This window comes from Gardnerella sp. c11Ua_71, assembly GCF_055818025.1.
On sequence record NZ_JARFVR010000002.1, the window covers coordinates 252,143 to 276,648 of the forward strand.

Consider the following 24,506-nt stretch of genomic DNA (forward strand, 5'->3'; position numbering starts at 1 on the left):
TGCACGGTAACAGTGTTACGAATAAGTATGACGGTAAGCCATGATTTTTCCGCAACATAACCTATTATAGTGGACATGGTACAAGGCTCATCAATATCTGGTTTTCCAGAGTGGCTTCCTAGTGAGCGCGCTGTTGAACAGCGTGTTATGGACACATTGCGGGAAGTATTTGAATTAAATGGTTTTATAGGCATTGAAACTCGTGCTGTTGAGCAGGGTTCAAGTCTGTTAAAAAAAGGCGAAACTAGCAAAGAAATCTATCTTTTGTCTAGATTGCAAGAGGTGGGGCATGAAAGCGACACTCCTGTTGAAAATCGAATAGGTTTGCATTTTGATTTAACAGTTCCTCTTAGTCATTATGTTGTTGAACACACTGGCGATTTAGCTTTTCCTTTTAAGCGCTGGCAGATGCAAAAAGTTTGGCGCGGCGAACGTCCGCAAGAAGGACGCTTCCGTGAATTTGTTCAAGCAGATATTGATGTTGTGGGAAATGGTGATTTGCCGTCTCACTATGAAGTGGAGCTTCCTCTTGTCATGGTAGAAGCACTTGAACGTTTGCGCGAATTTGGATTACCTAAAGCCACTGTTCACGCCAATAATCGTAAGCTTTCTGAAGGTTTTTATCGAGGTATTGGTTTAAGCGATATTGAGGGAGTTCTTCGAGAAATCGACAAACTCGACAAAATTGGCGCTGAAGAAGTTGCTAAGCTTTTGGTAAAAGAGTGCGGAGCTACGGACTCCCAAGCTGCTGCATGCTTAGAATTGGCTGAACTTACTGCTGAAACAGGAGATGAGTTGAAGTCTCGTTTCGATGAATTATGCGATAAGCATGATATTTCTCGCAGTGAAGATAACGAATCGTACACTTTAGCTTCACAAGGTGTTGAAACTCTTGCAATGATTGTGGACGATGCAGCAAAAATTCGTCCAGGTGCTGTTGTGGCAGATTTGAAGATTGCGCGAGGATTGGATTATTACACTGGCTCTGTGTATGAAACATTCTTGGATGGTGCTGAATCCCTTGGATCAATCTGCTCTGGCGGACGCTACGATAATCTTGTTTCTCAAGGTAATAAAAAGTATCCAGGCGTAGGTCTTTCTATAGGACTTTCGCGTTTACTTTCTTATATGCTTCACACAGCTGGTGCCACTGTTTCCCGTGTTTCTCCTGCTGCAGTATTGGTGGCAGTTTGGAATGAGGAAGATAGGTCTGCTTGTAACGAGATTGCTCGAAAGCTTCGTGCTAGAGGAATTGCTGCCGATGTCTCTCCAAGTGCAGCAAAACTTGGTAAGCAGATAAAATATGCAGATAAGTTAGGTATTCCTTATGTGTGGTTCCCAGCTGATAGTGCAGATTCTGAATCTAACCATGATGAAGTGAAGAATATTATTACTGGGGAACAAGTTTCTGCAGACGCCACGTCTTGGCAACCAGATACTGTTTATGCCCGGCAGACTGTTTCTTGCGCTCAATAATTTGCTTTATATTTTAAGAATATATTTTGCAATATTTGAACGCGCGATTCATGCGGTAAACTATTAAAGTCAAAACAAAAATTAACAAAATTATTTAAACAAGGAAGTGGACTTATGAGCCAGACGGCGTATCGCACACACCATGCCGTTGAAGTGACTGAGACCTTGGTCGGACAGAACGTAACCATTGCTGGTTGGGTTGATCGTCGCCGTGATCACGGTGGCGTCGCTTTCGTAGATGTTCGTGACAACACAGGTTTAGTGCAGGTTGTTATTTACGATGAGGAAACTGCGCGACCATTGCGTAGTGAATTTGTTGTTCAGGTTACTGGCGAAGTTCGCCTGCGTCCAGATGGCAATGAAAATGACCATTTAGCAACAGGAAAAATCGAAATCGTTGCGAATAAAATGACAATTCTCGCTAAGTCCGATGCGTTACCATTCCAGGTTTCTACAGCATTGGAAAACGAGTCTGAAAACAAGCTTCCTAGCGAAGATGTTCGTTTGAAGTATCGTTATCTTGATTTGCGCCGCCCATCAATGCAGCGTAATCTAAAGCTTCGCTCTGATATGGCTAAGGCAGCTCGTCACGCTTTGGAAGATATGGACTTTACAGAAGTAGAAACACCAACGTTTATTAAGTCCACTCCAGAAGGCGCTCGCGACTTTGTTGTTCCAGCACGTTTGGTTCCAGGATCTTGGTACGCTCTTCCACAGTCTCCTCAGCTTTTAAAGCAGTTGCTTATGGTTTCTGGTGTTGAGCGCTACTATCAGCTTGCTCGCTGCTATCGTGATGAAGATTTCCGTGCTGATCGTCAGCCTGAGTTCACTCAGCTTGATATGGAAATGAGCTTTGCAAGCCAAGAAGATGTTATGGATATGGCAGAGCGCGTTATTGCTGCTATTTGGAAGGAAGCTGGTCACGAGATTACTCTTCCTTTGCCTCGAATCACTTGGCAGGAAGCTATGGATAAGTACGGTTCCGACAAGCCTGATTTGCGTTTTGGAAACCCACTTATTGAGTTGACTGACTTCTTTAAGAACACTCCATTCCGCGTGTTCCAAGCTCCTTATGTTGGCGCTGTGCTCTTTAAGGGCGGTGCAGATACACCTCGTCGTCAGTTTGACGCATGGCAGGATTGGGCTAAGCAGCGTGGAGCTAAGGGCTTGGCTTATGTAGTCTTTGGTGAAGATGGTGAGCTAAAAGGCCCTGTTGCTAAGAATCTTAGCGAAGAAGAGCGTGCAGGACTTAAGGAAGCTGTTGGTGCGCAAGATGGCGATGCTGTATTCTTTGCAGCAGGAAGCCGTGAATCTTCTCAGCTTTTGCTTGGTGCAGTTCGTGTAGAGCTTGCTAGCCGCGCAGGATTGCTTCACCCAGACGAGTTTGCTTTCACTTGGGTTGTTGATTTCCCATTGTTTAAGCGCACAGATGATCCAGACGATGATGATGTTGCAGTTGGCCATTCTAAGTGGACTTCTATGCACCATCCATTTACAATGCCATCTGCTGATTGGATTGATAAGTTCGATAAAGATCCAGAGCATGCAATGAGCGATTCTTACGATATCGTGTGCAACGGTAACGAGATGGGCGGTGGCTCCGTTCGTATTCACCGCGACGATATTCAAGATCGCGTGCTTGATGTTCTTGGAATCGACAAAGCGGAAGCAGAAGAAAAGTTCGGCTTCTTGCTTGAAGCCTTTAAGTACGGTGCTCCACCTCACGCTGGTATTGCTTTGGGCTGGGATCGTACTGCTGCAATTCTTGCAGGCGCAAGCTCGATTCGCGACGTAATCGCCTTCCCTAAGGCTGGCGGCGGACGCGACCCTCTAACTGGCGCTCCTGCTCCAATTTCTGACGAACAGCGTGCTGAAACTGGCGTCGATTACGATCCAGAAGAAGACGAGTAATCGTAAATATAATAGAATGCAATAATTTACAATTTAAATATTGCTAATAAATGCCGTTAAGTTGTGTGATTGTATTAGGAAATCCGAACTTAACGGCATTTTTAAACTAAAATTAACATTTTGGTATCATTTTTATTGTTTTCCGTAACTTTATAAGCGTTTAAAAGTAACTATTACGATAAACGCATGTAACAAAAGAACATTAGAATCCTTTTTATGGATACTAAATTAAACAACACAAAAAAAGTAGCACAGCCGTTGGTGGAACTTAGCCATGTTGAAAAACACTACGGTAAGCTTCACGTTTTAAAAGATATTAACTTGACTGTTAATAAAGGCGAAGTGCTTGTTATTATTGGACCTTCTGGTTCTGGCAAGTCAACAATGTGCAGGACGATTAATCGTCTTGAAACTATTGACTCTGGAGACATTCGCATTGATGGTAAGCCTCTTCCTCAAGAGGGAAAAGAACTTGCCGCATTGCGTGCAGAAGTAGGAATGGTGTTCCAGTCTTTTAATCTTTTTGCAAACAAGACGATTCTAGAAAACGTTACGCTTGCTCCTATTAAGGTTCGTCATATGGAGCAGCAAGAAGCAGAAAGTTTGGCAATGGATCTTCTTGCTAGAGTTGGTGTTGATAATCAAGCTAACAAAATGCCTTCTCAGCTTTCTGGAGGTCAGCAGCAGCGAGTGGCAATTGCTCGCGCGCTTGCAATGCATCCAAAGGTTATGCTTTTTGATGAGCCTACATCTGCGCTTGATCCAGAAATGGTTAACGAAGTTCTTGATGTTATGGTTGAGCTTGCAAAAGAAGGAATGACCATGATTTGCGTTACTCACGAGATGGGTTTTGCACGTAAAGCTGCAGACAAAATCGTGTTTATGGCAGATGGCAGAATTCTTGAGCAAAATACACCAGAAGAGTTCTTTGAAAATCCAAAGACAGACAGAGCAAAAGACTTCCTTTCAAAGATTTTGACTCATTAATTTGACTCGTTTTTAAATCATTAATAGCGATTTTTTAAATCTTTAAGAGGTAGTTATGAAATATTTACACAATATTGCGCTTAAGTGTAAGCGTTACAAACTGGGATTAAGACATACATATCGCGCAATTTTATCTATGATTTGCGCATTGTGCTGCGTTCTACCACTTAGCGCTTGCAGTAAAAATAGTCGCAACGATGTAATACGCATTGGCATTAAGTTTGATCAGCCTGGTCTTGGCTTTAAAAAGTCTGGAACTTACGTTGGTTTTGATGTAGACGTTGCAAAGTACGTTGCCAAAAAGTTGGGTTACTCCGAAGATAGGATTGTTTGGAAGGAATCGCCTTCAAAACAGCGTGAAGCAATGCTTCAAAATGGCGATGTAGATATGATTGTTGCAACATATTCTATAACAGATGCTAGAAAAAACACTGTTTCTTTTGCTGGACCATACTTTATTGCAGGTCAAGATTTATTAGTTCGCAAAGACGAGCATAAAGTAAGCGGTCCAGACGATTTAGACGGAAAGCGTTTATGCTCAGTAACTGGTTCTACGTCTGCAATAGTTATTAAAGAGAAGTACTCTTCAAAAGTTCAACTTATGCAACAGCCTGGCTATGCAGAATGTGCAACAGCATTATTCTCTGGAATCGTAGACGCTGTTACAACAGACGATATTATTCTCGCTGGTCTTGCTACAGCATCTAGAGGCAGACTAAAGCTTGTTAGTAAGCCATTTACTGAAGAGCACTACGGCATTGGCATTAAAAAAGGAAACACTAAGCTAGCTAAGCGCATTAATAATGCTCTTAAAGACATGATTAAAAATGGTTCATGGAAAAGAGCTTTAGACGATAACATGCGCGGAACTGGTTTTAAGCCAAACGCAAAGTATAATCCGCCAGTACCAAATGAGGGGGAGGAGTAAAATGCAAGACTTTGTGCAATTATTTACTTCATACAATATTCCAGGAGCATTCTTGGTGAATATTGAAATCACATTGTGGAGCGTGCTTTTTTCAACGATTCTTGGTGTGATTCTAGTTATGATGAGGATTTGCCCAATTCATTCGCTTCGAATTATTGCAAGCGCATACGTTGAGTTCTTTAAGAATATGCCTCTAACAATAATCATGGTATTTATGGTTCTTGGCGTGTATGCTCAGCTAAAGCTCGGTTTTTCAACTGTTTTTAGCGTAAACTTCTTCTGGCTTGCTATAGCTGGCTTGAGTTTTTACACTTCAGCATTTGTTTGCGAATCTTTAAGATCTGGCTTAAACACTGTACCTTTGGGTCAAGCAGAAGCATGTAGGGCGCTTGGGCTTAACTTCTTCCAATCAGCTTTTAATGTGATTTTGCCTCAAACATTTTGCGGATCTGTAGCACCTCTTGGAAACACTTTTATTGCGTTGCTTAAAAATTCCACTGTTGCTGCAGCTGCATCTGTTGCGACTGAAACATCTACTCTTATGAGTGAGATGATTGAAAGGCATGCAGATTTGATTGTTCCAATCTTTTTGATTTTTGCGTGCGGATACATTGTGTTGATTATTCCAATCGGTATTTTCACAACTTATTTGTCTAATAAGCTTGCGGTTAGAAGGTGATGAAAATGGCAAAAAAACAAGAAAAATCTCTGTTATTTGATGCGCCTGGGCCTAAGGCTTTAAAAAAGATTCGCATTGCAAATATTGTTGCGTGCGTTGTGTTTGCGCTTATTGTTATTGCTTTGCTTTTAAGACTTAGCAATCCTCCCGAAGGCGAAAATCAGCTTTCGTGGGATTTGTGGAATCCAGCTGTGGAATCGGAAGCGTGGACTGATTTTTATCTTCCAGGATTGTGGATGACTCTTAAAGCTTCACTTCTTGCTGTTGTAGGCTCAATAGTTTTTGGACTCTTGTTTGGTCTTTTAAGACTATTGCCTAGCTTGATTCTTCGTAGCATTTCTGCCGTTGTAGTTGAGTTTTGCCGAGCTGTTCCAGTGCTTTTGCTTATGATCTTCCTTTGGAGAGGATTTGCGTTTGCTGGAATAAGTGGCGCGTCTTACTGGGCCGTTGTGTTGTCTTTGATTTTGTACAACGGTTCCGTGGTCGCAGAGCTAGTTCGATCTGGCGTTGGAAATCTTCCTAACGGTCAGCGTGAAGCGTCTTTAGCTCTTGGACTATCTCAATATCAGTCTTTAACACAAATCGAAATGCCACAAGCTATATTCGCAATGCTTCCAGCAGCTGTAACTCAGCTTGTTGTCGTGTTAAAAGATACTGCATTGGGTTCCATAATCATGTACACTGATTTGCTCCAAGAATCTAGACGACTTGGATCAATGTACTTTAATATTTTGCAAACTTTGACTGTTGCTGCAGTTGTGTACTTCTTGATTTGCTGGGCGCTTTCTTGGTTTGCTGAATGGCTCCCATCAAAGCTTAGTAGCAGAACGGCAGCTCCGACTGAACCAGAACCTGTTGCGCCAATCGCAATTATGGATCCTTCTAACGTGAATCAGATTGCTGTTGCTAAGGAAGTTAAAGAGCTTCCGTACGGTGGAACTCCTAGAAAGTACCACGTGCATCACCGCGGTACAAACGCTTCTATTCACCATTGGCGTCGTACTCGTTACTTGCAAGGCTACGATGAGCATCATCTAGAAACTGGTGACGAGAATTTAGATGATAGTCAAAATACTAACCAAGATAAAAATAATAAAAAGCATGATTAATTCTAATTTTTAGATTAATTATGAATAATAGCGCAATGGGTTTGATTCCGCCTGTTGTGCTATTTTTTTGATTTTTAGTAATAAAATCCATTCACCTTGTTTGCAACATATAGATTGAATAGATAAACTATTAAACATAATGCATACAAGGAGGCTGTCTTAAATGGGCGACACTTTTGAATTGTCCGCTGCAAAGATGCGCGAACAAGGTATGAGTGAGATTGCGATTAATCAATTTGCGCATCTTTATGACTCGTGGATTAATGATAAGTCTGGTGAATTTATTCGCGAAAACACTGTAGAGCCTATTAAGAGTGTTCCAAATTTTCACGAAATTTATGAGACTATTGATCATGATAAAGCTGTAAACGCTTTTGCAAAAACAGCGTTTATTAAGCTTAATGGTGGTTTGGGAACGTCTATGGGATTGTCGTGCGCAAAATCTTTGTTGCCTGTCCGTAGGCACAAAGCTCGACAAATGCGATTTATAGATATAATAATCGGTCAGGTTCTTACAGCACGCCAACGCTTAGGTGTTGATTTACCTCTTATTTTTATGAACTCTTTCCGCACATCTAAAGATACATTACAAGTGCTGAAGCGTAATCGTAAATTTTCTCAAGAAAACATTCCTGTTGAAATTATTCAGCATCAAGAACCGAAATTGCTAGAGGAAACCTGTGAGCCAGTTTCTTATCCAGAAGATCCTGAGTTAGAGTGGTGTCCTCCAGGTCATGGAGATATTTTCTCTACAATTTGGGAATCAGGATTGTTAAACGTTTTGAAGAAAAATGGTATTGAATATTTATTTATTTCAAATTCAGATAATTTAGGCGCTAGACCTTCTCGTACTCTTGCTCAGCACTTTGAAAACACGGGTGCTTCAATAATGATTGAGGTTGCTAAGCGTACTCAAGCCGATCGTAAAGGTGGTCATATTGTTAGAGATCTCGAAACTGGAAGAATGATGCTTCGAGAAATGACTCAAGTTCATCCAGAAGATCGAAGAAGTGCTCAAAGTATTAAGAAACATCCCTATTTTAATACAAATAATATTTGGGTTCGCGTTGACGCATTACAAAAAAAGTTGGAAGAATACAATGGAGTTCTTCCTCTTCCTGTGATTTGCAATAGAAAAACTATTGATCCTACAAATGAAAAAAGCGAGAAAGTTATTCAGCTGGAAACTGCGATGGGTGCTGCAATTTCGCTTTTTAATGATGCTATTTGTGTAGAAGTAGATAGAATGAGATTCTTGCCTGTCAAGACAACTAATGATTTGTTTATAATGCGTTCAGACAGATTCCATCTTACTGATTCTTATGAGATGGAGGATGGCAACTACATATTCCCAGATATTGATCTCGATCCTCGTTATTATCGAAATATCAATGATTTCAACGAAAGATTCCCTTATTCGGTGCCTGCTTTAGCTGCTGCAAAGTCAGTTACTATTCGTGGTGATTGGACATTTGGTAATCAGGTTTCTATGTTCTCCGATGCTGTTTTAGAAGATACTGGAGAGCCAAGCTACGTTCCAAATGGGGAATTTGTTGGGCCTCAGGGTATTGAACCAGATGAATGGGTGTAAATAGCGTGTGAAATTTGAGAATTAAAAAATATTTATGGCGTGTCGCGCGTGAAATGGCTTGTTTTCAAGGGTTCTCTTACCCTTGAAAATAATAAAATAAGAAAAATCATGAGTTTTTTTAAAAATGTCCACACGTATAGCAAAACACCATTAAAATAGATAAAGTGTGTGTGGAGGATTTAGCGTCTTACATTAATCGCAGATTCTCTATGCATGGAAGGAAACTACAAAAGAAACGATACGTGAGGACCAATGGCAGAAGGAAGTAACGGAAGGCGTCGTTTTTCCGATAAGTGGGGCAAACATGAGCTAGATGTGCTAGCGGTGTTGTCTTCCGCATTTCCACAATGGCTGACTTCGCGTCAGATTGCACAACGAGTTAAAGCTTATGCTGATTCATATGGAGAGCTTGCTGATCAGGCTGCTAAGGCAGCTTTTGCCAAGCAGTTCCAAAGGGATCGTGCAAAACTTGCGGCTATGGGAATTGCAATTGAGTCACGACAGCCAGAATATTCTTCCAAATCCGAAGGGCAAGATTTTGCATCTTATAGATTGCAGCTTGGCGATGAGCCAAGAGTTCGTATACGTTTCGAGCAAGAAGAACTTCCTGTTTTGGCTGCTGCCAATTATTTGGCTAGGTCTATGTCCATTTCTTCTTCTGAATCTCGTAAAGTTGAGCATCAGCATTCTTCTGCGTCTCGCACAGCTCCAAGAGTTCCTCAAACTCCTATACCTGGACTAGGTCTTGATTCTATCGCTCCAGGTTTAGGCACTCAGACAATTCCAGATGCATTAGTTAAGGTTATTGATTCACGTAGATTCGCCGCAACAGTTGATGTTGATGGCGAGCATTTGAATGTTGCTTATACTGATTCAGATGATTTAGCGATGTTCGTTCTTGAACATCCAGGTTCTTGTGTTGTAAGTCCACAAGAAGCAGTAGATGCATTCCATCGTAGACTTAATGCTGCAACGGAATTTGTGTCTTGCGATGAAGATTATGTTGAGCAAGACGATTTATCGCAAAATAGCTCTGACGATAATCAGGATTTGTCTGACTCTGAGCCAGACAAATCACGCCAAAAGAAAGCATCTTTCCAAACTGGCAGTGAGGTTGATCGCAGACTTCGATTAATGCTCTTCCTTTCTGCACATCTTGGTGAAGAGTTCCCATTGGATGAGCTTGCTGTTAGATTTATAGGAAAGCCAAAGAGTGAAGACGAACTTCGTAGATTTGTTGCTATTTTGCACAAAGATATCAATACTCTTACGACTGTATCTGATGATGGAGAGATGGCTGGTAGTCAGTTCTTCGATATTGATTGGTCTTTGCTAGAAGCTGAAGGAATTGTTTCTGCAACAAATTCATTAGGGCTTGAGCGTTTGGCTGGTGTTTCTCAACAGTATATGAGCATGTTGACCGCATCAGTTAATTATCTTGCTCATTCTCCGCTTCTTCCTGTTGAACAGAGAGACCAGGCTAAGGCTTTGTATATGCGTTTGCGTAGGCATGTGCGTCCAGGTGAAACTCCTTGGCTGAGCCTTACTGGTTATGAAGTAGAGCCTAGAAACTGTTCTATAGTTCGTAGCGCTATTAATGCTGGTGCTCTAATTGACATGGAGTATACGGACGGAGCTGGCAGAACTCGTAGGAAAGTTGTTGCACCTTCTAAGATTTTTGTTGATGAAGGCGTTTATTACGTTGCAGTTTGGACTGATGTTGAAAATCAGGCTCCAGAAGATAAACGTAGTCTAGTTGCGAAGGATACTTCTATCAATAAGGCAAATGGTTTGCCTAGAATTTGGCAAGTTCTTCGCGTTGCTCGCATTGAGCATGCAGAGGTAATTACGCCTGTTTGCCCTGTAGAAATTCCAGATGTTCCTATTAGCGAACTTCGTAAGTGGAGTTTTGACAATGGTACGCAAACATGCTTTATCACTGATGAACCTGATTTAAACTTCTTAAAGAGTCTTTCAGGTGCTACGGTTGAGCCTTGTGGGAGTGGGGTTAAAGTTCATTTGACTGTTTGCTCAGATTCTTGGTTTGTTGCTTTCTGTATTGCGCATGCCCGTCATATTAAAGCTGTTTCTCCAGAAACTTTGCGTACTATGATTATTGCTCGTGCTCAACGTGAATTGAGTGTTGATCATAGCGATTCTCCTATTGTGGAGAATTAAAATGCCGTGGTGGATTTGGGTTATTATTACGCTTTTCATGCTTTGTATGATTGCATGCGGGACTGTTTTCGCTATTAGAAATGCTTTTAGGATTTTTGAAAATTCTTCAAGTTTTCTTGAAAAAGTTTCTTCTTGCTTTGAAAGACTTCAAGACAATGATGATTCTTTAGATAATGATACAAGCCCGCTATTCACTCGTCCTATAAAGGATGCGGCACGTAGATACGAGCATACTCGAATTAAGGTTAATGATCGTCATAATCGTATAAGAGAAACCCATAAGTCCATTTGGCAAAATTGGAATACAAAGTCGTTGCGTCAAGAAGATATTGATAATCCTAATTTTAAAGAGTCAAAAGAATCTTAGTGAATTGCGAACTTAAAATTATTTTGATTTAAGAAGAAAGAACTAAACTTTTTTATGTCTAAGACGTCATATCGCAAGAAAAAGAAAAATGATATTCTTGTTGATTCAAACGATTACAAGAATGATTCTGAAATTCCTTTATCTCCAGCTGAACGGTTTAATTTGTTTAAGCAAACTATTGAGCACTCTCGAACTATGGCTGCAAAATTTGAACAATCTTTAAGTTTTGATTTAGATGATTTTCAAGCAGAAGCAATTGATGCACTGGAAAATGGAGATAATGTTCTTGTGGCAGCTCCTACTGGAGCAGGTAAAACTGTTGTTGCTGATTTTGCTGTTTTTCTAGGCGTAAATCGTGGAGTTAAAACATTTTACACAACTCCTATTAAGGCTTTAAGTAATCAAAAATATCATGATTTTTGTGAAGTTTATGGAATAGATAGAGTTGGACTTTTAACTGGAGATACTTCGGTTAATCCAGAGGCTGATATTGTTGTTATGACTACAGAAGTTTTACGCAATATGCTTTATGAACGTTCAATTACTCTTAAATCTCTTGGATTTGTTGTTTTAGATGAGGTTCATTATCTTGCAGATAAGTTCAGGGGTGCTGTGTGGGAAGAAGTTATTATTCATCTTCCTCAGAGCGTTAAGATTATTGGTCTTTCTGCAACTGTTTCTAATGTGGAAGATTTTAGTGCATGGATTTCTTCTGTGCGCGGAGAAACACATTTGGTTGTAGATGAGCATCGTCCTGTTCCACTTGAAAGACATGTTATTATCCAAAAGGATGGACGCACAGAGCCTGAATTACTTAACTTATATGATGTTGATAAAAATGGTAATAGCACCAATCATGTAAATCTTGCTTTAACAAGAAAAATCACTCAATGGGAGAATGCCTCTTTACGACGTAAAGCATCTTATCGTAATGTAAATAAACGTTTTAGCAAAGGCAAGTTTTCTAAGAATAAGTTTTCTAATTCATCTAAAAGTAATAGGGGAGAAGTTGCTGTTAGACACACCCCTAAAAGGTGGGCTGTTATAGATGAGCTTGATTACCTTGATATGCTACCAGGAATATATTTTATTTTTTCTCGTTCAGGATGCGATCAGGCTGTTCAACAATGTTTAAACGCTGGATTATCTCTTACTAGCGATGAAGAAATGTATGAAATTCGCAGAATAGTTGATTCTATGATTGCGGAAAATAAGCTAAGCAAAAGCGATTTAAAGGCACTTAGATTTGAGCGTTTTAGGTATGCTCTTGAACAAGGTTTTGCAGCTCATCACGCTGGTATGATTGCTATTTTTCGCCATATTGTAGAAACGCTTTTTGAACGCGGTCTTATTAAGGTTATTTTTGCTACAGAAACTCTTGCTTTAGGTTTAAATATGCCTGCGAGAAGTGTTGTTGTTGAAAAACTTGTTAAATTTGATGGTACAGGTCATGTTCCGCTAACTCCTGGTGAGTTCACACAACTTACTGGTCGCGCTGGCAGACGTGGCATAGATGATATTGGTCATGCAGTGTTAATTGACAATCCTGATTTTGATCCTTCTAAGGCTGCATCCTTGTCTAGTAAACGTGTGTATCCTCTTCATTCTAGCTTTGTTCCTACATTCAACATGGCTGTTAATCTTCTAAATAATAGTGATGTTAAAACTGCTCGCATAACTCTAAGCAGTTCTTTTGCTCAATGGGAAGCCAATGCTTCTGCTCAAAGGCTTTTAAGTCGTATTGAGGATCTTAAAGAAGCTATTAGCGGTTACAAACAGGCATTTCATTGCACTCAAGGTGATTTTTCTGAGTTTATGACTCTTAGAATGTGTCTTAAAGATGCTCAACATGATCAGCGCAGAAAACTTAAGCACACAATATTTGCTAGTGAAGTTGAGCGTGCTAAAGCTTTTAAAGAATTAGATAAAACTATCGATACCTTACGCAACGAGGAGCGTAACCATCCTTGTGCAGGATGCCCAGATATTCAAGAACATTTACACTGGGGTTATTATTGGGCTCGAGAAATGCGTGAACTAAATCAGGTTAAGGATCGCTATAATTCTCGTACTGGCTCAGTTGCAAGATGTTTTGATAGTATTTGTGAAGTACTTTGTAGATTAGATTATTTAAAAAATACGAACGATGCTTTAGTGTTAACAGACAAGGGTCAGTTGCTTCGTAGACTTTACAACGAGCTTGATGTTGTTTTTGCTCAATCAATTTGTGAAGGAATTTTTAATAATCTAACTCCTATTCAATTATTGTCTTGTTTATCTGCATTAGTGTATGAATCTAGGGGTCCTGCTGGGGGAGGGCCGCGTAGGTATCCTGGAGGATTAAATGCGCCTGTATTCAATACAGTTTTAAAGATGAAAGAATTATTTATTCGTATAAGTGATATGTGCTTGAATAATCATCTTGATGCTTTAAGACCTCTTGATTTTGGTGCAATCGATATGATTTATGATTGGGCTCAAGGTGCTGATTTACTCGACATATTGCAAAATACTGACATAACTGGTGGCGATTTTGTCAGATTTGCAAAAAGACTTATTGACTTACTTAATCAACTTGCTGTTGCTAGCGAATATTTGAAAATATTGCCTAACGTAGATGATTCTTTAGCTCACAATGCTTATGAAGCAGCTAAACTTATTAATCGCGGGGTAGTTGCTTATTGTGATGTTTGATATGTTATTGATATACCATGGTATACCTTTGTGTATCGTCCGTGCAATTCGCTAGCTTTATAATGAAAACAAAAAGGAGAATAATATATTATGGCAGAGCGCAGTTTACGTGGAATGAGCATTGGAGCTAAATCATTGGAATCCGACGATAATGTTGATTTCGCTGCTCGTAACGATGTTGCATATGTGTGCCCTAAGGGTCACAGAACGATTCTTCCATTTGCTCAAGGTGCCGAGATCCCTGAAGAGTGGGAATGCCGTTGTGGTGCATTAGCACATAAGGAAGGCGATGCAGACAGACCAGATGATGATTTTAATAAGCCAGCTCGTACGCATTGGGATATGCTTTTAGAGCGTAGAAGTGAAGAAGAGCTTAAAGCTTTACTTGATAAGCGTTTAAAGATGCATCATGAGGGTTGGATTCCTGATTACGAGTGAGAATTATTTTTACAAACAAAACACTTCTAAGGGAAATAAGCTGTCATGAAAGTTGTTCTTCTTGATTTAGATGGTACTTTAACACAATCGCATACTGGTATTATTGCGTGCGCTAAAAAAGCGATGTCTGATCTTGGTATGCAGATACCTGATGATACTGAAATGTTGCGTTTTGTTGGACCGTCTATACTTGAATCTTTTCAGAGGAATCATATGCCTAAAGAATTGCAATCTGAAGGCGTTAAATTGTATAGGAAATATTATTCCGAAGTTGCAACTTTTATAGATCCTGATAATCCAAATGGCGATATGATTACTGGGAATTTTTTGAACAAAGTTTATGATGGCATTCCTGAACAGCTTAAGTTGCTACGAAAGTCTGGTTATTATCTTGCTACTGCATCTTGCAAGCCTGAATATCAAGTTAAACCAATTTGTGATCATTTTGGATTGACAAACTTGATTGATGGTATTTATGGTGCTAGCAAAGATATGTCTAGGATTAATAAAGATCAAGTTATTCGCTATGTTTTTGAAAATATTGGATTCAATCCTTTACGGGATCGTGCTTTAATGGTTGGCGACCGTTGGACAGATGTTGATGGCGCTTTAGCATGCGATATTGATTGTTTGGGTTGCTCTTGGGGTTATGCCGAGCCTGGTGAGCTTAAAACTCACGGAGCATATCGTATTATCGACAGTGTTTCTGATTTGAATAATGCCATTAACGAGTATTTTGAATAATTTTGAAATATTATTTGTTTTTCGTGCTAAAAAATATATGAGTATTTATCCGATAATGTACGTTATGTCAGATTAGATATATTTTAGGGATAAAATATACAAATAGATTAGAAATTTACTTAGATAATTCAGAGTCTAAATCAGCTTTAACCTGTTTGACAATACGACCAACAGCTATAGCAAAAACAGCTGTGCCACATTCAAGCATATCTCGCATATTTTTCTGATTACTATCGCATTCCACAACAGATTGACCATCGCAAATTATGGTCATATTTTCGAGATGCTTTACACTAAAACAATTTAAAAACACTATAGCAGTAGTCACATTAGTAAGATTTACTCCAGCGTCTAAAAGTCGCTTAGAAACCGCCATAATTGCAATGTCTTTAAATGAATATAAACGACGAGACCCAGAACCATGAGACGGATTAATAGAAGGCTCAATTATGTGTTTACGAGCCCAATAATCAAGTTGTCTATATGTAATACCAGCGATATTCATAGCAACACTTCCACGGTATCCTGTGGAATACTCTTCATCATCCGAAAACGAAAACAGTTCCCCCTGCGTTGGCTGATGATCATATTTTAAAGAATCAACCAACGCACTATCTTCAGGAGAGTTTTCAAAAGTCATTATCGTTTAGTAACAGCGTCACACGTAAAGAACATTAATCGGAACTTGCCAATCATAATTTCGTCACCATTATGAAGAATAGCTTCATCAACACGGTTACGATTAACATACGTTCCATTTAGACTTCCAGCGTCAGCAATGCTAAAAACAGTACCATTTCTACGAAAAACAGCATGAGCTCTAGAGACAGTAGAATCGTCTAGCATAATATCGGCTCTAGAATCTCGCCCAACAGAAACGACGTCCTCATCTAGTAAATAACGCGATCCAGAAACTGCTCCACGTGTAGAAATAAGTAAAGCGGTACCAGGAAGCAGCTTTGCTATAGTATCTAAATCATCCTGCCTAAGAGGACGATCTGCATTAGAGTTTATTGGAATGGTAATAGCTGGCATACCAATAATGGTTGTTTCGCCAGCAGTAGGAATCGGTTCAGTCATAATTGCTATTTTACCTTCTTATTCGACCGGTTTTGCATATTGATACTGTTTTGGTTCGCGTGTCGAGCGAATTTCAACCTCTTCAGGCGTTGAAACATATACGGAAGCACCGAATTTGACTTTTAATCTAGACCCAACTCCCCCAGCAATATTTACGGCGTTTTGCAAGTTCTGAGGCTCGCCAATAGCCTTAACAACATATGGAGGATTAATCTCAATTGCATCACACAATAACCCATGCTTAGTGTCAGAAATATAGCTAGAAGTTACTATACGTATGTCGTTAACAGACATAACCTCCACTCCAGCATTACGAAGCTCTTCAAGCAGTTGAAACATTGTAGCAGCATCCACACGCTCTTTTTCTCCAGCAGTAATGTGAATAATTACTCCCTTACCAACAGCTGGAAGACGACCAGATATTAAACCACTCGTCTGAGAATTCTGCTTAGCAATCCTAGCAGCTTCCTCCTGTTTGTTAACAGATGCTTTTAAAGAATTAAGCTGGCTAGTTAACTCAAACTTTCGCTGCTCTAGATTTTGTATTTGCGAATTAGTTTCTGTAATTAAACGAGTAAGCTCATCCTCACTCATCGTCTGATATACAAGTGTACTTCTATTAACTTGAATCATATAAGCAAATCCAAGCAATGCACAAAGAAGCATAACAAGTAAGCCAGTTAAAATACGAGTACGCGTAATATGACCTTGCAATGAAGGCTTATTTTTTCGTTTAACAATCGGGAAAGAACCTGTTTGTGTACGATCACTTTCGCGATCTTTAGCATGCTGAAGATGCAATTTTCTGACGATATTGTCAATATTTTTATCAATATTTTTGTCAACATTTTTATCAAAAGTATCGTCTAAATTGTCGTTTTTTATGCTATTTTTTGATGTATTAGAAAATGGGTGACGCATATCAGCCTCTAAATATAAAACGACGTATTGCAGAAACGTTAGAGAAGATTCGTATTCCTAATACAACAATAACAGCAGTTTGCAATTGTGCTCCAACTCCAAGTTGGTTTCCGAGTAAAACTAAAAGAGTAGCAGCAATAACATTCGAAAAGAATGAAATAACAAACACCTTATCAGAGAAACTACGCTCAAAATAAGCTCTAGCAGCTCCAAGCAGAGCGTCCAAGGCTGCAAGAACCATAATCGGCAGATAAGGTTGAATAACTACTGGAATATCAGGATGTACAACAATCCCAATAAGCGCACCTAAAATCAATCCAAGAACAGCTGTCATAACCTATTTTCCTATCTCCTACTCAATAATTCTTTTGCAAAATTAATTTCACCAGTTCCCGCAGCAGAAAGTTTAAGCGTATTTGACTTAGAAATTTGCGGGTTAATACCTGCGTCGCTAAGAGAAACAAACCACGGAGAACGCTTTTGAGAATTTAACTTTTCAATAAGACTAGAACTGTCTCCAATAGCCTCAATCATATAAGGGCTTTGAGTCTGATTAACACCTATAAGAATAGTTGACCCAGCAGTACGGATGGACGTTTGAGCGCCAATTCTATGACCATTTATTGATATTGCTTCTGCGCCTGCATCCCAAAGAATGGAAACAAAAATCTGAATATCTCTATCTGTAACAACCCTAATTCTTTCTCCTTTAGCCATTTCTCTAGGAATGTTGCCGCTAGAGACGTCATTGTTTGTAGAAATAGGATTAGCAATAGTTAAAACAATTCCAGACCCTACAACGCCATGTGTACCATTCGTCATATTGTCAGATTTATCAACTTGATTTTCATAAGGAGTATTAATTCTTTTTGACTCACGATCTACACTAGCCCGCAATCTAGTTACATCTTTAACAAGATTGTCAAAACGGCTTGCGTGAGAAGTAAGCTCGTTAGCTAACGATAAACGTATGGCTTTACGAGAATCCGTATGCAATTTTCGCACAAATTGGCTTCCCACAGTACCAAGAGCAACACAAATAATAAAAACAATTATTCTAGTAATCCAGAGATTAATCTTACTAACATTCTGCTTATTAAGACGGGAATCCATAAAAAGAGGATCCACCGGTCTATTGCTTAAATCGTCAATTAAGCGTAATGAATAGTCTTCAATACGACGTCTTTTTTCATTATGGTTAGAAAAGCTATAACTTGAATTAGTCACATGATGAGGACCAAGAGCAAATACAGATTTGGAAAAAACTGCTCTGCGTTTTGAAAATAAGATAACGGTTGGAGCAGGAAAAGACTCTGGAATAACACTATTATCAGTGTTATTCACATCATGATTTAGATTAGAAGTCTTTTGCACCATAATATGTCCGTTATTTAAACCAGTTTATAATACTTATAATCCTTATTTAAACTTTTTTATTAATAGCTTATAGGCTTGAATGCAATACAATACTCCAGCAAACCAGTAAAGTGTTATTCCCCAAATTGCACAAGCTATCGCTGCAGCATACAAAATAAGCATTGGTTCAGTAGCAACAGCATAAACAATCATAAATAATACGATAGCAATCATCAATAATGCTGTTCCAGTTTTACCCATGAAATTCACTGGTAAAGGTCCATAATCATATTGTGCAAGAATAACAATCAAAATAGCCATTACTATATCTCGCAAAACAACAAGAGCCAACGCCCACCAAGGTATAATCTTGGCAAACGCTAAAGCTAAAATGCTGCATGCTATTAAAAGCCTATCTGCAACAGGATCTAAAATCTGCCCTAATTTGCTAACCTGATTAAAAGTTCTGGCAATATAACCATCAACGCAATCTGAAAAAGCAGATATAGCAAGAACGATTAGAGCAACTCCCATTTTATTTTGCGCAATTAAAATGGCAAGATATGGTATAGAACATATACGCAGAAAACTAATCACATTAGGTACAGTAAAAACTCGATCAAGTGCTTCAGGACTGTACTCCTGATTAGAAATGAACTTAACCATACCTATTTCCTTAAAAACAATTTAAAAGACTTACCAATTGTATTCTATTTTGCATATATAAAATATTGGGGCATTATTCTAAAAATGCCCCAATAAAAGTTTTATGCTTGCCAAGCCTCTTGCGCAATATTACGAATAGAATCAATAGCAGCTGATGGATTTTCAGCTCCATAAACAGCAGATCCTGCAACCAGCACATCAGCGCCAGCTTCTGCGACTATAGCAGCTGTAGAAGGACTAACTCCACCATCAACCTGAATATGAGTATCCAATCCACGACAAGCAATTTCATCACGTAAACGACGAACCTTACCCATTTGATTGCTCAAGAACTTTTGTCCACCAAAACCAGGCTCAACAGTCATAATAAGAATCATATCGAATTCATCAAGAATATCGAAAATAGGTTCAACTGGCTCAGCTGGGCGGACTGCAAAACAAGCTTTGCAACCCATGTCTCGCAGCTGACGAGCAAGACGAACAGGCGCATGAGTGGCACCCATATGGAAGCTCACAGAATCAGCACCAAGTTTTGCGTACTCTGGAGCCCAACGATCAGGATCCTCAATCATCAAATGAACATCTACAGGAAGACTAGTAACTTCGCAAATGCGTTTTACAATCGGCTCCCCTAAAGTTAAATTCGGTACAAAATGATGATCCATAACATCAACGTGAACAAGATCAGCATTTGAAATTGCTATAAGATCTCTTTCAAGATTGCAAAAATCTGCAGAAAGAATGCTAGGTGCTATTTGTATATTCATGTGTTCCATTCTAAGAAAAGCAAGCGACTAGAAAAACAAAATATCTATATTATTTAAGAATATTTTAGGATAATCTTTTTGTTTTAATATTTGAATTAGATTGAGATTCACGCTCACGTTCATCTGCAGTTATATCAATAAGACGATTCACAAGATCTGTTCGTGACTTGTGGGTATTTTGCAAAATCATAAAAACAATAATTGAAATAATAAATATAACTATAGAAACCCATACGTTAATTCTTACTCCAAGAAAAGTATGTGAAAAATCAATCCTTAAAGACTCAATCCACATTCTTCCTGCCGTATACCACATTACGTAAAGAACAAACTCAGATCCAGATTTAAGTTTTCTCTTAAGAACTTTGCCGAAAGAAATAAGCAAGGCTGCGCCTGCAAAATTCCAAATCATTTCATATAAGAAAGTAGGGTGAAACAGAGTACCCTCTGGGCATGTGAGACCATCGTAGCAACTTTCACTGTGTCCTATAGCATTTGCAGCAGAATAATTAAGTTTTAGGCCCCATGGCAAAGTAGTTGGAGCACCATAAAGTTCTTGGTTAAACCAATTACCTAACCGCCCTATACCTTGTGCAATAAGCAAGCTAGGTGCAGCTGCATCTGCAAGCAAGCTTATTGGATATTTTTTATAGGCACACAGTGCGCTTGCAGCAATAGATCCTAGGATTACTCCTCCCCAGATTCCTAAACCACCATTCCAAATTCTAAATATCTCCAACAAATCTCCCTTAGGTCCAAAGAACTTTTCGGGAGTGGTAATAACATGATAAAGACGTGCTCCAACTATTCCTGACGGAAGACTAACCAGTGCAACATCTAATATCTGATTAAAATCTCCGCCTTCTCGTTTCCATCTACGAGTGGTAATCCACATTGCAACAAGTGCACCAGCAAGAATTGATAAAGCATAAAATCTTAACGTTATAGGTCCTAATGTAATCTGAGAAATACTAGGACTAGGAATAGAACAAATCGTCATAAATCCTCATGTTAGTAGAAAACCATGACGGTTACTTGTAATGTTTTTATGACAAAACAAACGATTAATATCTAAAATATTACCTATAAATTAGAACCCTACAACCTTAATCAATGCCATAAGAACAGGCGCACAAAGCAAAATAGAATCCACTCTATCTAAAACGCCACCGTGACCTTTAAGCAAATGCCCCATATCCTTAATACCAATATCCCTTTTAAGCATTGAAGCACATAAATCACCAAAGGTACCAACCATGCCTGATGCAACACCCATTATTGCTGGCATCCACCAGAATTTTATCCAAGAAGATCCATAGAAGCCAGATATGATAGCGTAAGCACCTATCAAAGCAAAAAGCATTGACCCTAAAAGACCCTCTATTGATTTCTTAGGAGAAATACGAGGAGAGAGCTTATGCTTACCAAGCCACGCACCAGCAAACAAACCACCAGTGTCACTTAAAGCTGGTAGAAACACAAGCAGCATCGCATGCGCTATAGCATACTTAGTATTTGTTAAAGACAAAACAATGCATGAGGCAAGCAAAGGAATATACAATACAACAAACAATGAGACTGCCGTATTAGTGAAAGTATTTGCCTTTGCACTTTTAGATGATGTAGGATGCTGGAGCTTTTTTTCTACAGCGCGTAAAGTCCTTTGCGAAACAGTGCTATTCAATGTAGCAAAAACAACAGTTAAAAGCAATGATGCTGTTATGCCACTAGCCATAGCAACAGTATGCCATCTTGCATAAAAAGCAGAAAGAATAGTGATTACTGAACAAACAGACAATACCAGAAATGGGATCCTAAAACCTGCCGTAGCAAAATCTACATGCAACTCCCACAACGCGAGAACCATAAAAATGGTTAAAAGAATAACAAAAGTATCGATGCTAATTACAAGACAAGCAACAATCACAGCAACCAATAAAATCGCAGTCGCTATAGCCTGAGGCATATTTCTGCCAGTACGACGATTTATATCGTCTAAAGTATCATGGGTGCCGTTAATGGTCTTTTCATGTGAAGAATCAGATTTTGCCGACTTATTATTATCGACTAAATTGTTATTAGTTAACAAATCAGCTTTGTTAGACAATTCTCCAAGATTTTCTTGATTCATACGACACCCATTCAACCTAAAAGTTTCTGAAGAATCAGACCTCCATTATTTCCTTCTGCTTGCCATCAAGCAAAGCGTCTAAGGAATCAGTTACTTGCTTCGTAACTTTATCAAGCTCTTTTTGTAAGCGCTCTCCTTCATCTTCGCCGATTTCACCATCTTTTACAGACTTATCAATATTCTCCTTGGTTTTACGGCGAATATTTCGAACAGCAACCTTACCTTCTTCAGCTTTTGTTTTAGCAAGTTTTACGTATTCTTTACGACGGTCTTCTGTAAGTTCTGGCATTGTAACACGAATTACATTTCCATCTCTATTAGGGCTTACTCCTAAATCTGAATCGCGAATAGCCTTTTCTACAGCATTAGCTTGCGAAGCATCAAAAGGAGTTACAGAAAGAGTGCGAGGCTCTGGAACACCAATAGAAGCAACAGCCTTAATAGGTGTTGGAGCACCATAATAGTCAACCATAATGCCATTAAGAAGAGCAGGATTAGCACGTCCAGTTCTAATACCCATGAAGTTCTCTTTAGTAGCTTCCACAGACTTGTTCATCTGTTCAAGAGCCTGATCGATAATCGCTGGCATGTATTCTCCTTTATCGGTATGTGCCAATTTTAAAATTTATTATTTAACTATCTATTCATGTTTATTAAATTTTAAATATTCAAATTATGAATATTCGCATATTTAAGCAAATGTAGGTTCAGCATCCGAAACTAAAGTTCCGATTTCCTCACCAACCAGTGCTCTAGTGACGTTTCCTTCACCCTCTAATCCGAATACGCGAATCTTCTGCTTGTTATCTCTAGCCATAGATAGTGCAGAAGCATCCATAACAGCAAGACCATCGACAAGAGCACGTTGATAATTTAACGTTACAAATTTCTTCGCGTTCTTATCTTTCCGTGGATCAGCGCTATAAACGCCATCTACACCATTCTTGCCCATCAAAACCTCATCGCAATGTATTTCCAAAGATCGCTGAATTGATACAGTGTCGGTTGAAAAATATGGCATTCCAGCACCAGCGCCAAAAATAACTACACGACCCTTTTCAAGGTGTCGAATTGCCTTAAGTGGAATATAAGGTTCTGCAACTTGACCCATTGTTATAGCAGTTTGCACACGCGTTGCCTGCCCTGCTTGTTCAAGAAAATCTTGCAAAGCCAAGCAATTCATAACAGTACCGAGCATACCCATATAGTCACCACGGCTACGATCAATTCCAGCCTGCTGAAGTTCTGCTCCGCGGAAGAAGTTTCCACCGCCAACAACAATTGCAACTTGCACGCCTTCATGCACTGCTTTTACAATTTCTCCAGCAATTCTACGAATAACATGAGTATCAATACCAACGGCTCCACCGCCAAATGCTTCTCCCGAGAGCTTCAATAAAACTCTACGAGACTTGCTTTCCCCCGCTTGTGCGATAGTCATAAAACTTTCCTCCAGTCATAACGGCGAACGCAAGCATATCTTTGCCATGATATCTTTCAATGACGACACAGCAAAACACGATTTTATAATGTATAAATTAAAAGAATGGGTTTGCATGACTTATCACGCAAACCCATTCTTGTTTTATGAATTTTTAATAAGCTTTCGCTTAAAAATTATTCAGCAGAGCCTTTGCCAACCTCAACGCGAGCGAAAGCCAAAGCAGAGCCGCCAACTTCCTTGAACAAGTCGCCAATAGTCTTGGAAGGATCCTTAACATAAGCTTGTTCAAGAAGAACGGTTTCCTTGAAGAAGGCATTCAAACGACCTTCAACAATCTTTGGAACAATCTTCTCTGGCTTGCCTTCAGCTAAAGACTTTTCTGTAGCAACGCGACGCTCAGACTCCAACACATCTGCTGGAACATCTTCGCGGCGAAGCCACTGAGCGCCCATAGCGGAAATCTGCAAAGCAGCTTCGTGAGCAACCTTAGCGCCCGCTTCGTCGGTAGCAATCATAGAAACAATGCTTGGAGGTAATTCAACGGACTTCTTGTGAGCATAAACCTCAACGTGAGGACCGCTAATCTTGGCAATCTGCCCAACCTTAACGTGCTCACCAAACAAAGCTGCTGCTTCTTCTACTTCTTCCTTAACCGTAGCATCTCCAGCCTTAGCTGCAAGAAGCTCTTCTGCACTAGAAGCGTCAGCTTCAATAGCATTGCTTAACACGGTTTCAGAGAATTCAACGAACTTTGGAGTCTTAGCAACAAAGTCGGTTTCGGAATTCAATTCAACTGCATAGCCAGTTTCACCTTCTGCAGTTTTAACAACCTTAGAAGCAACGGTTCCTTCCTGAGCCTTGCGACCTTCACGCTTGCCAGCGGCCTGAATGCCCTTAGCACGGATAATTTCCTTAGCGCGAGCTACATCGCCTTCGGCTTCGGTAAGAGCCTTCTTAACGTCCATCATGCCAGCGCCAGTTTCTTCGCGCACCTGCTTAATCAACGCTGCAGTAATTGCTGCCATTTTGTTCTCCTCAT

At 39.5% G+C, this 24,506-nt stretch carries 24 protein-coding genes; 12 read left to right on the forward strand and 12 right to left on the reverse strand.

Going from position 1 to position 24,506, the window contains the following annotated elements:
- Window positions 1-75 precede the first annotated feature (75 nt).
- From hisS to P0106_RS02600, 12 genes are all read left to right on the forward strand, one after another.
- Entirely contained in the window at window positions 76-1,476 is a 1,401-nt protein-coding gene (hisS, locus tag P0106_RS02545) for a histidine--tRNA ligase (protein ID WP_473730395.1), read from the forward strand.
- 114 nt (window positions 1,477-1,590) lie between these two features.
- Window positions 1,591-3,387 (forward strand): aspartate--tRNA ligase, encoded by a 1,797-nt coding sequence (gene aspS / locus P0106_RS02550; protein ID WP_473730396.1) that lies wholly within the window; start codon window positions 1,591-1,593, stop codon window positions 3,385-3,387.
- Window positions 3,388-3,603: 216 nt separating this feature from the next.
- Window positions 3,604-4,374: an amino acid ABC transporter ATP-binding protein gene (locus P0106_RS02555; RefSeq protein ID WP_004137994.1), complete on the forward strand. Its 771-nt coding sequence runs from the start codon at window positions 3,604-3,606 to the stop codon at window positions 4,372-4,374.
- Window positions 4,375-4,429: 55 nt separating this feature from the next.
- Entirely contained in the window at window positions 4,430-5,302 is an 873-nt protein-coding gene (locus tag P0106_RS02560; RefSeq protein WP_014554578.1) for a glutamate ABC transporter substrate-binding protein, read from the forward strand.
- Window position 5,303: 1 nt separating this feature from the next.
- Entirely contained in the window at window positions 5,304-5,981 is a 678-nt protein-coding gene (locus P0106_RS02565) for an ABC transporter permease subunit (protein ID WP_004117849.1), read from the forward strand.
- A gap of 5 nt (window positions 5,982-5,986) precedes the next feature.
- Window positions 5,987-7,090, forward strand: coding sequence for an amino acid ABC transporter permease (locus tag P0106_RS02570; RefSeq protein WP_004117853.1), 1,104 nt, complete (start codon window positions 5,987-5,989; stop codon window positions 7,088-7,090).
- Window positions 7,091-7,253: 163 nt separating this feature from the next.
- Window positions 7,254-8,681, forward strand: coding sequence for a UTP--glucose-1-phosphate uridylyltransferase (locus P0106_RS02575; RefSeq protein WP_004115085.1), 1,428 nt, complete (start codon window positions 7,254-7,256; stop codon window positions 8,679-8,681).
- A gap of 252 nt (window positions 8,682-8,933) precedes the next feature.
- On the forward strand, window positions 8,934-10,859 hold the full coding sequence (locus tag P0106_RS02580) for a helix-turn-helix transcriptional regulator (protein ID WP_473730397.1): 1,926 nt from the start codon (window positions 8,934-8,936) through the stop codon (window positions 10,857-10,859).
- Window position 10,860: 1 nt separating this feature from the next.
- Entirely contained in the window at window positions 10,861-11,226 is a 366-nt protein-coding gene (locus tag P0106_RS02585) for a hypothetical protein (protein ID WP_004115087.1), read from the forward strand.
- A 54-nt stretch (window positions 11,227-11,280) separates the two neighbouring features.
- Window positions 11,281-13,920 carry a DEAD/DEAH box helicase gene (locus P0106_RS02590; RefSeq protein WP_473730398.1) on the forward strand — a complete coding sequence of 880 codons (2,640 nt, stop codon included), beginning with the start codon at window positions 11,281-11,283 and terminating at the stop codon, window positions 13,918-13,920.
- 90 nt (window positions 13,921-14,010) lie between these two features.
- Complete coding sequence (locus P0106_RS02595) at window positions 14,011-14,358, forward strand: RNA polymerase-binding protein RbpA (protein WP_004111625.1); 348 nt, start codon at window positions 14,011-14,013, stop codon at window positions 14,356-14,358.
- Window positions 14,359-14,403: 45 nt separating this feature from the next.
- The gene (locus tag P0106_RS02600) at window positions 14,404-15,102 is read left to right on the forward strand and encodes an HAD hydrolase-like protein (RefSeq protein ID WP_014554580.1); all 699 of its coding nucleotides are present in this window, start codon (window positions 14,404-14,406) and stop codon (window positions 15,100-15,102) included.
- Between the two features lie 115 nt (window positions 15,103-15,217).
- On the opposite strand, the gene P0106_RS02605 is transcribed toward P0106_RS02600, so the two are convergent.
- From P0106_RS02605 to tsf, 12 genes are all read right to left on the reverse strand, one after another.
- Window positions 15,218-15,742, reverse strand: a complete 525-nt coding sequence (locus P0106_RS02605) for a MerR family transcriptional regulator (RefSeq protein WP_116437772.1) — start codon at window positions 15,740-15,742, stop codon at window positions 15,218-15,220.
- Entirely contained in the window at window positions 15,742-16,182 is a 441-nt protein-coding gene (locus tag P0106_RS02610) for an FHA domain-containing protein (RefSeq protein ID WP_004111634.1), read from the reverse strand. The genes P0106_RS02605 and P0106_RS02610 overlap by 1 nt, the downstream gene beginning before the upstream one ends.
- Before the next feature lie 18 nt (window positions 16,183-16,200).
- Window positions 16,201-17,103 carry a DUF881 domain-containing protein gene (locus P0106_RS02615; RefSeq protein ID WP_116437773.1) on the reverse strand — a complete coding sequence of 301 codons (903 nt, stop codon included), beginning with the start codon at window positions 17,101-17,103 and terminating at the stop codon, window positions 16,201-16,203.
- Window position 17,104: 1 nt separating this feature from the next.
- Window positions 17,105-17,437 (reverse strand): small basic family protein, encoded by a 333-nt coding sequence (locus tag P0106_RS02620; RefSeq protein WP_004111642.1) that lies wholly within the window; start codon window positions 17,435-17,437, stop codon window positions 17,105-17,107.
- An 11-nt stretch (window positions 17,438-17,448) separates the two neighbouring features.
- On the reverse strand, window positions 17,449-18,480 hold the full coding sequence (locus tag P0106_RS02625) for a DUF881 domain-containing protein (RefSeq protein WP_116437774.1): 1,032 nt from the start codon (window positions 18,478-18,480) through the stop codon (window positions 17,449-17,451).
- 42 nt (window positions 18,481-18,522) lie between these two features.
- Window positions 18,523-19,125 (reverse strand): CDP-alcohol phosphatidyltransferase family protein, encoded by a 603-nt coding sequence (locus tag P0106_RS02630; protein ID WP_004115092.1) that lies wholly within the window; start codon window positions 19,123-19,125, stop codon window positions 18,523-18,525.
- A 101-nt stretch (window positions 19,126-19,226) separates the two neighbouring features.
- Entirely contained in the window at window positions 19,227-19,892 is a 666-nt protein-coding gene (gene rpe, locus P0106_RS02635) for a ribulose-phosphate 3-epimerase (RefSeq protein WP_473730399.1), read from the reverse strand.
- A gap of 64 nt (window positions 19,893-19,956) precedes the next feature.
- The gene (lgt, locus tag P0106_RS02640; protein ID WP_020761905.1) at window positions 19,957-20,892 is read right to left on the reverse strand and encodes a prolipoprotein diacylglyceryl transferase; all 936 of its coding nucleotides are present in this window, start codon (window positions 20,890-20,892) and stop codon (window positions 19,957-19,959) included.
- A 90-nt stretch (window positions 20,893-20,982) separates the two neighbouring features.
- On the reverse strand, window positions 20,983-22,023 hold the full coding sequence (locus P0106_RS02645) for a phosphatidate cytidylyltransferase (protein WP_116437776.1): 1,041 nt from the start codon (window positions 22,021-22,023) through the stop codon (window positions 20,983-20,985).
- Window positions 22,024-22,057: 34 nt separating this feature from the next.
- Complete coding sequence (frr, locus tag P0106_RS02650; RefSeq protein WP_004111654.1) at window positions 22,058-22,612, reverse strand: ribosome recycling factor; 555 nt, start codon at window positions 22,610-22,612, stop codon at window positions 22,058-22,060.
- 102 nt (window positions 22,613-22,714) lie between these two features.
- A complete protein-coding gene (gene pyrH / locus P0106_RS02655; protein WP_004111656.1) occupies window positions 22,715-23,464 on the reverse strand; it encodes a UMP kinase in 750 nt (249 codons plus the stop codon).
- 176 nt (window positions 23,465-23,640) lie between these two features.
- Entirely contained in the window at window positions 23,641-24,492 is an 852-nt protein-coding gene (gene tsf, locus P0106_RS02660; RefSeq protein ID WP_116437777.1) for a translation elongation factor Ts, read from the reverse strand.
- Between the last annotated feature and the right edge of the window lie 14 nt (window positions 24,493-24,506).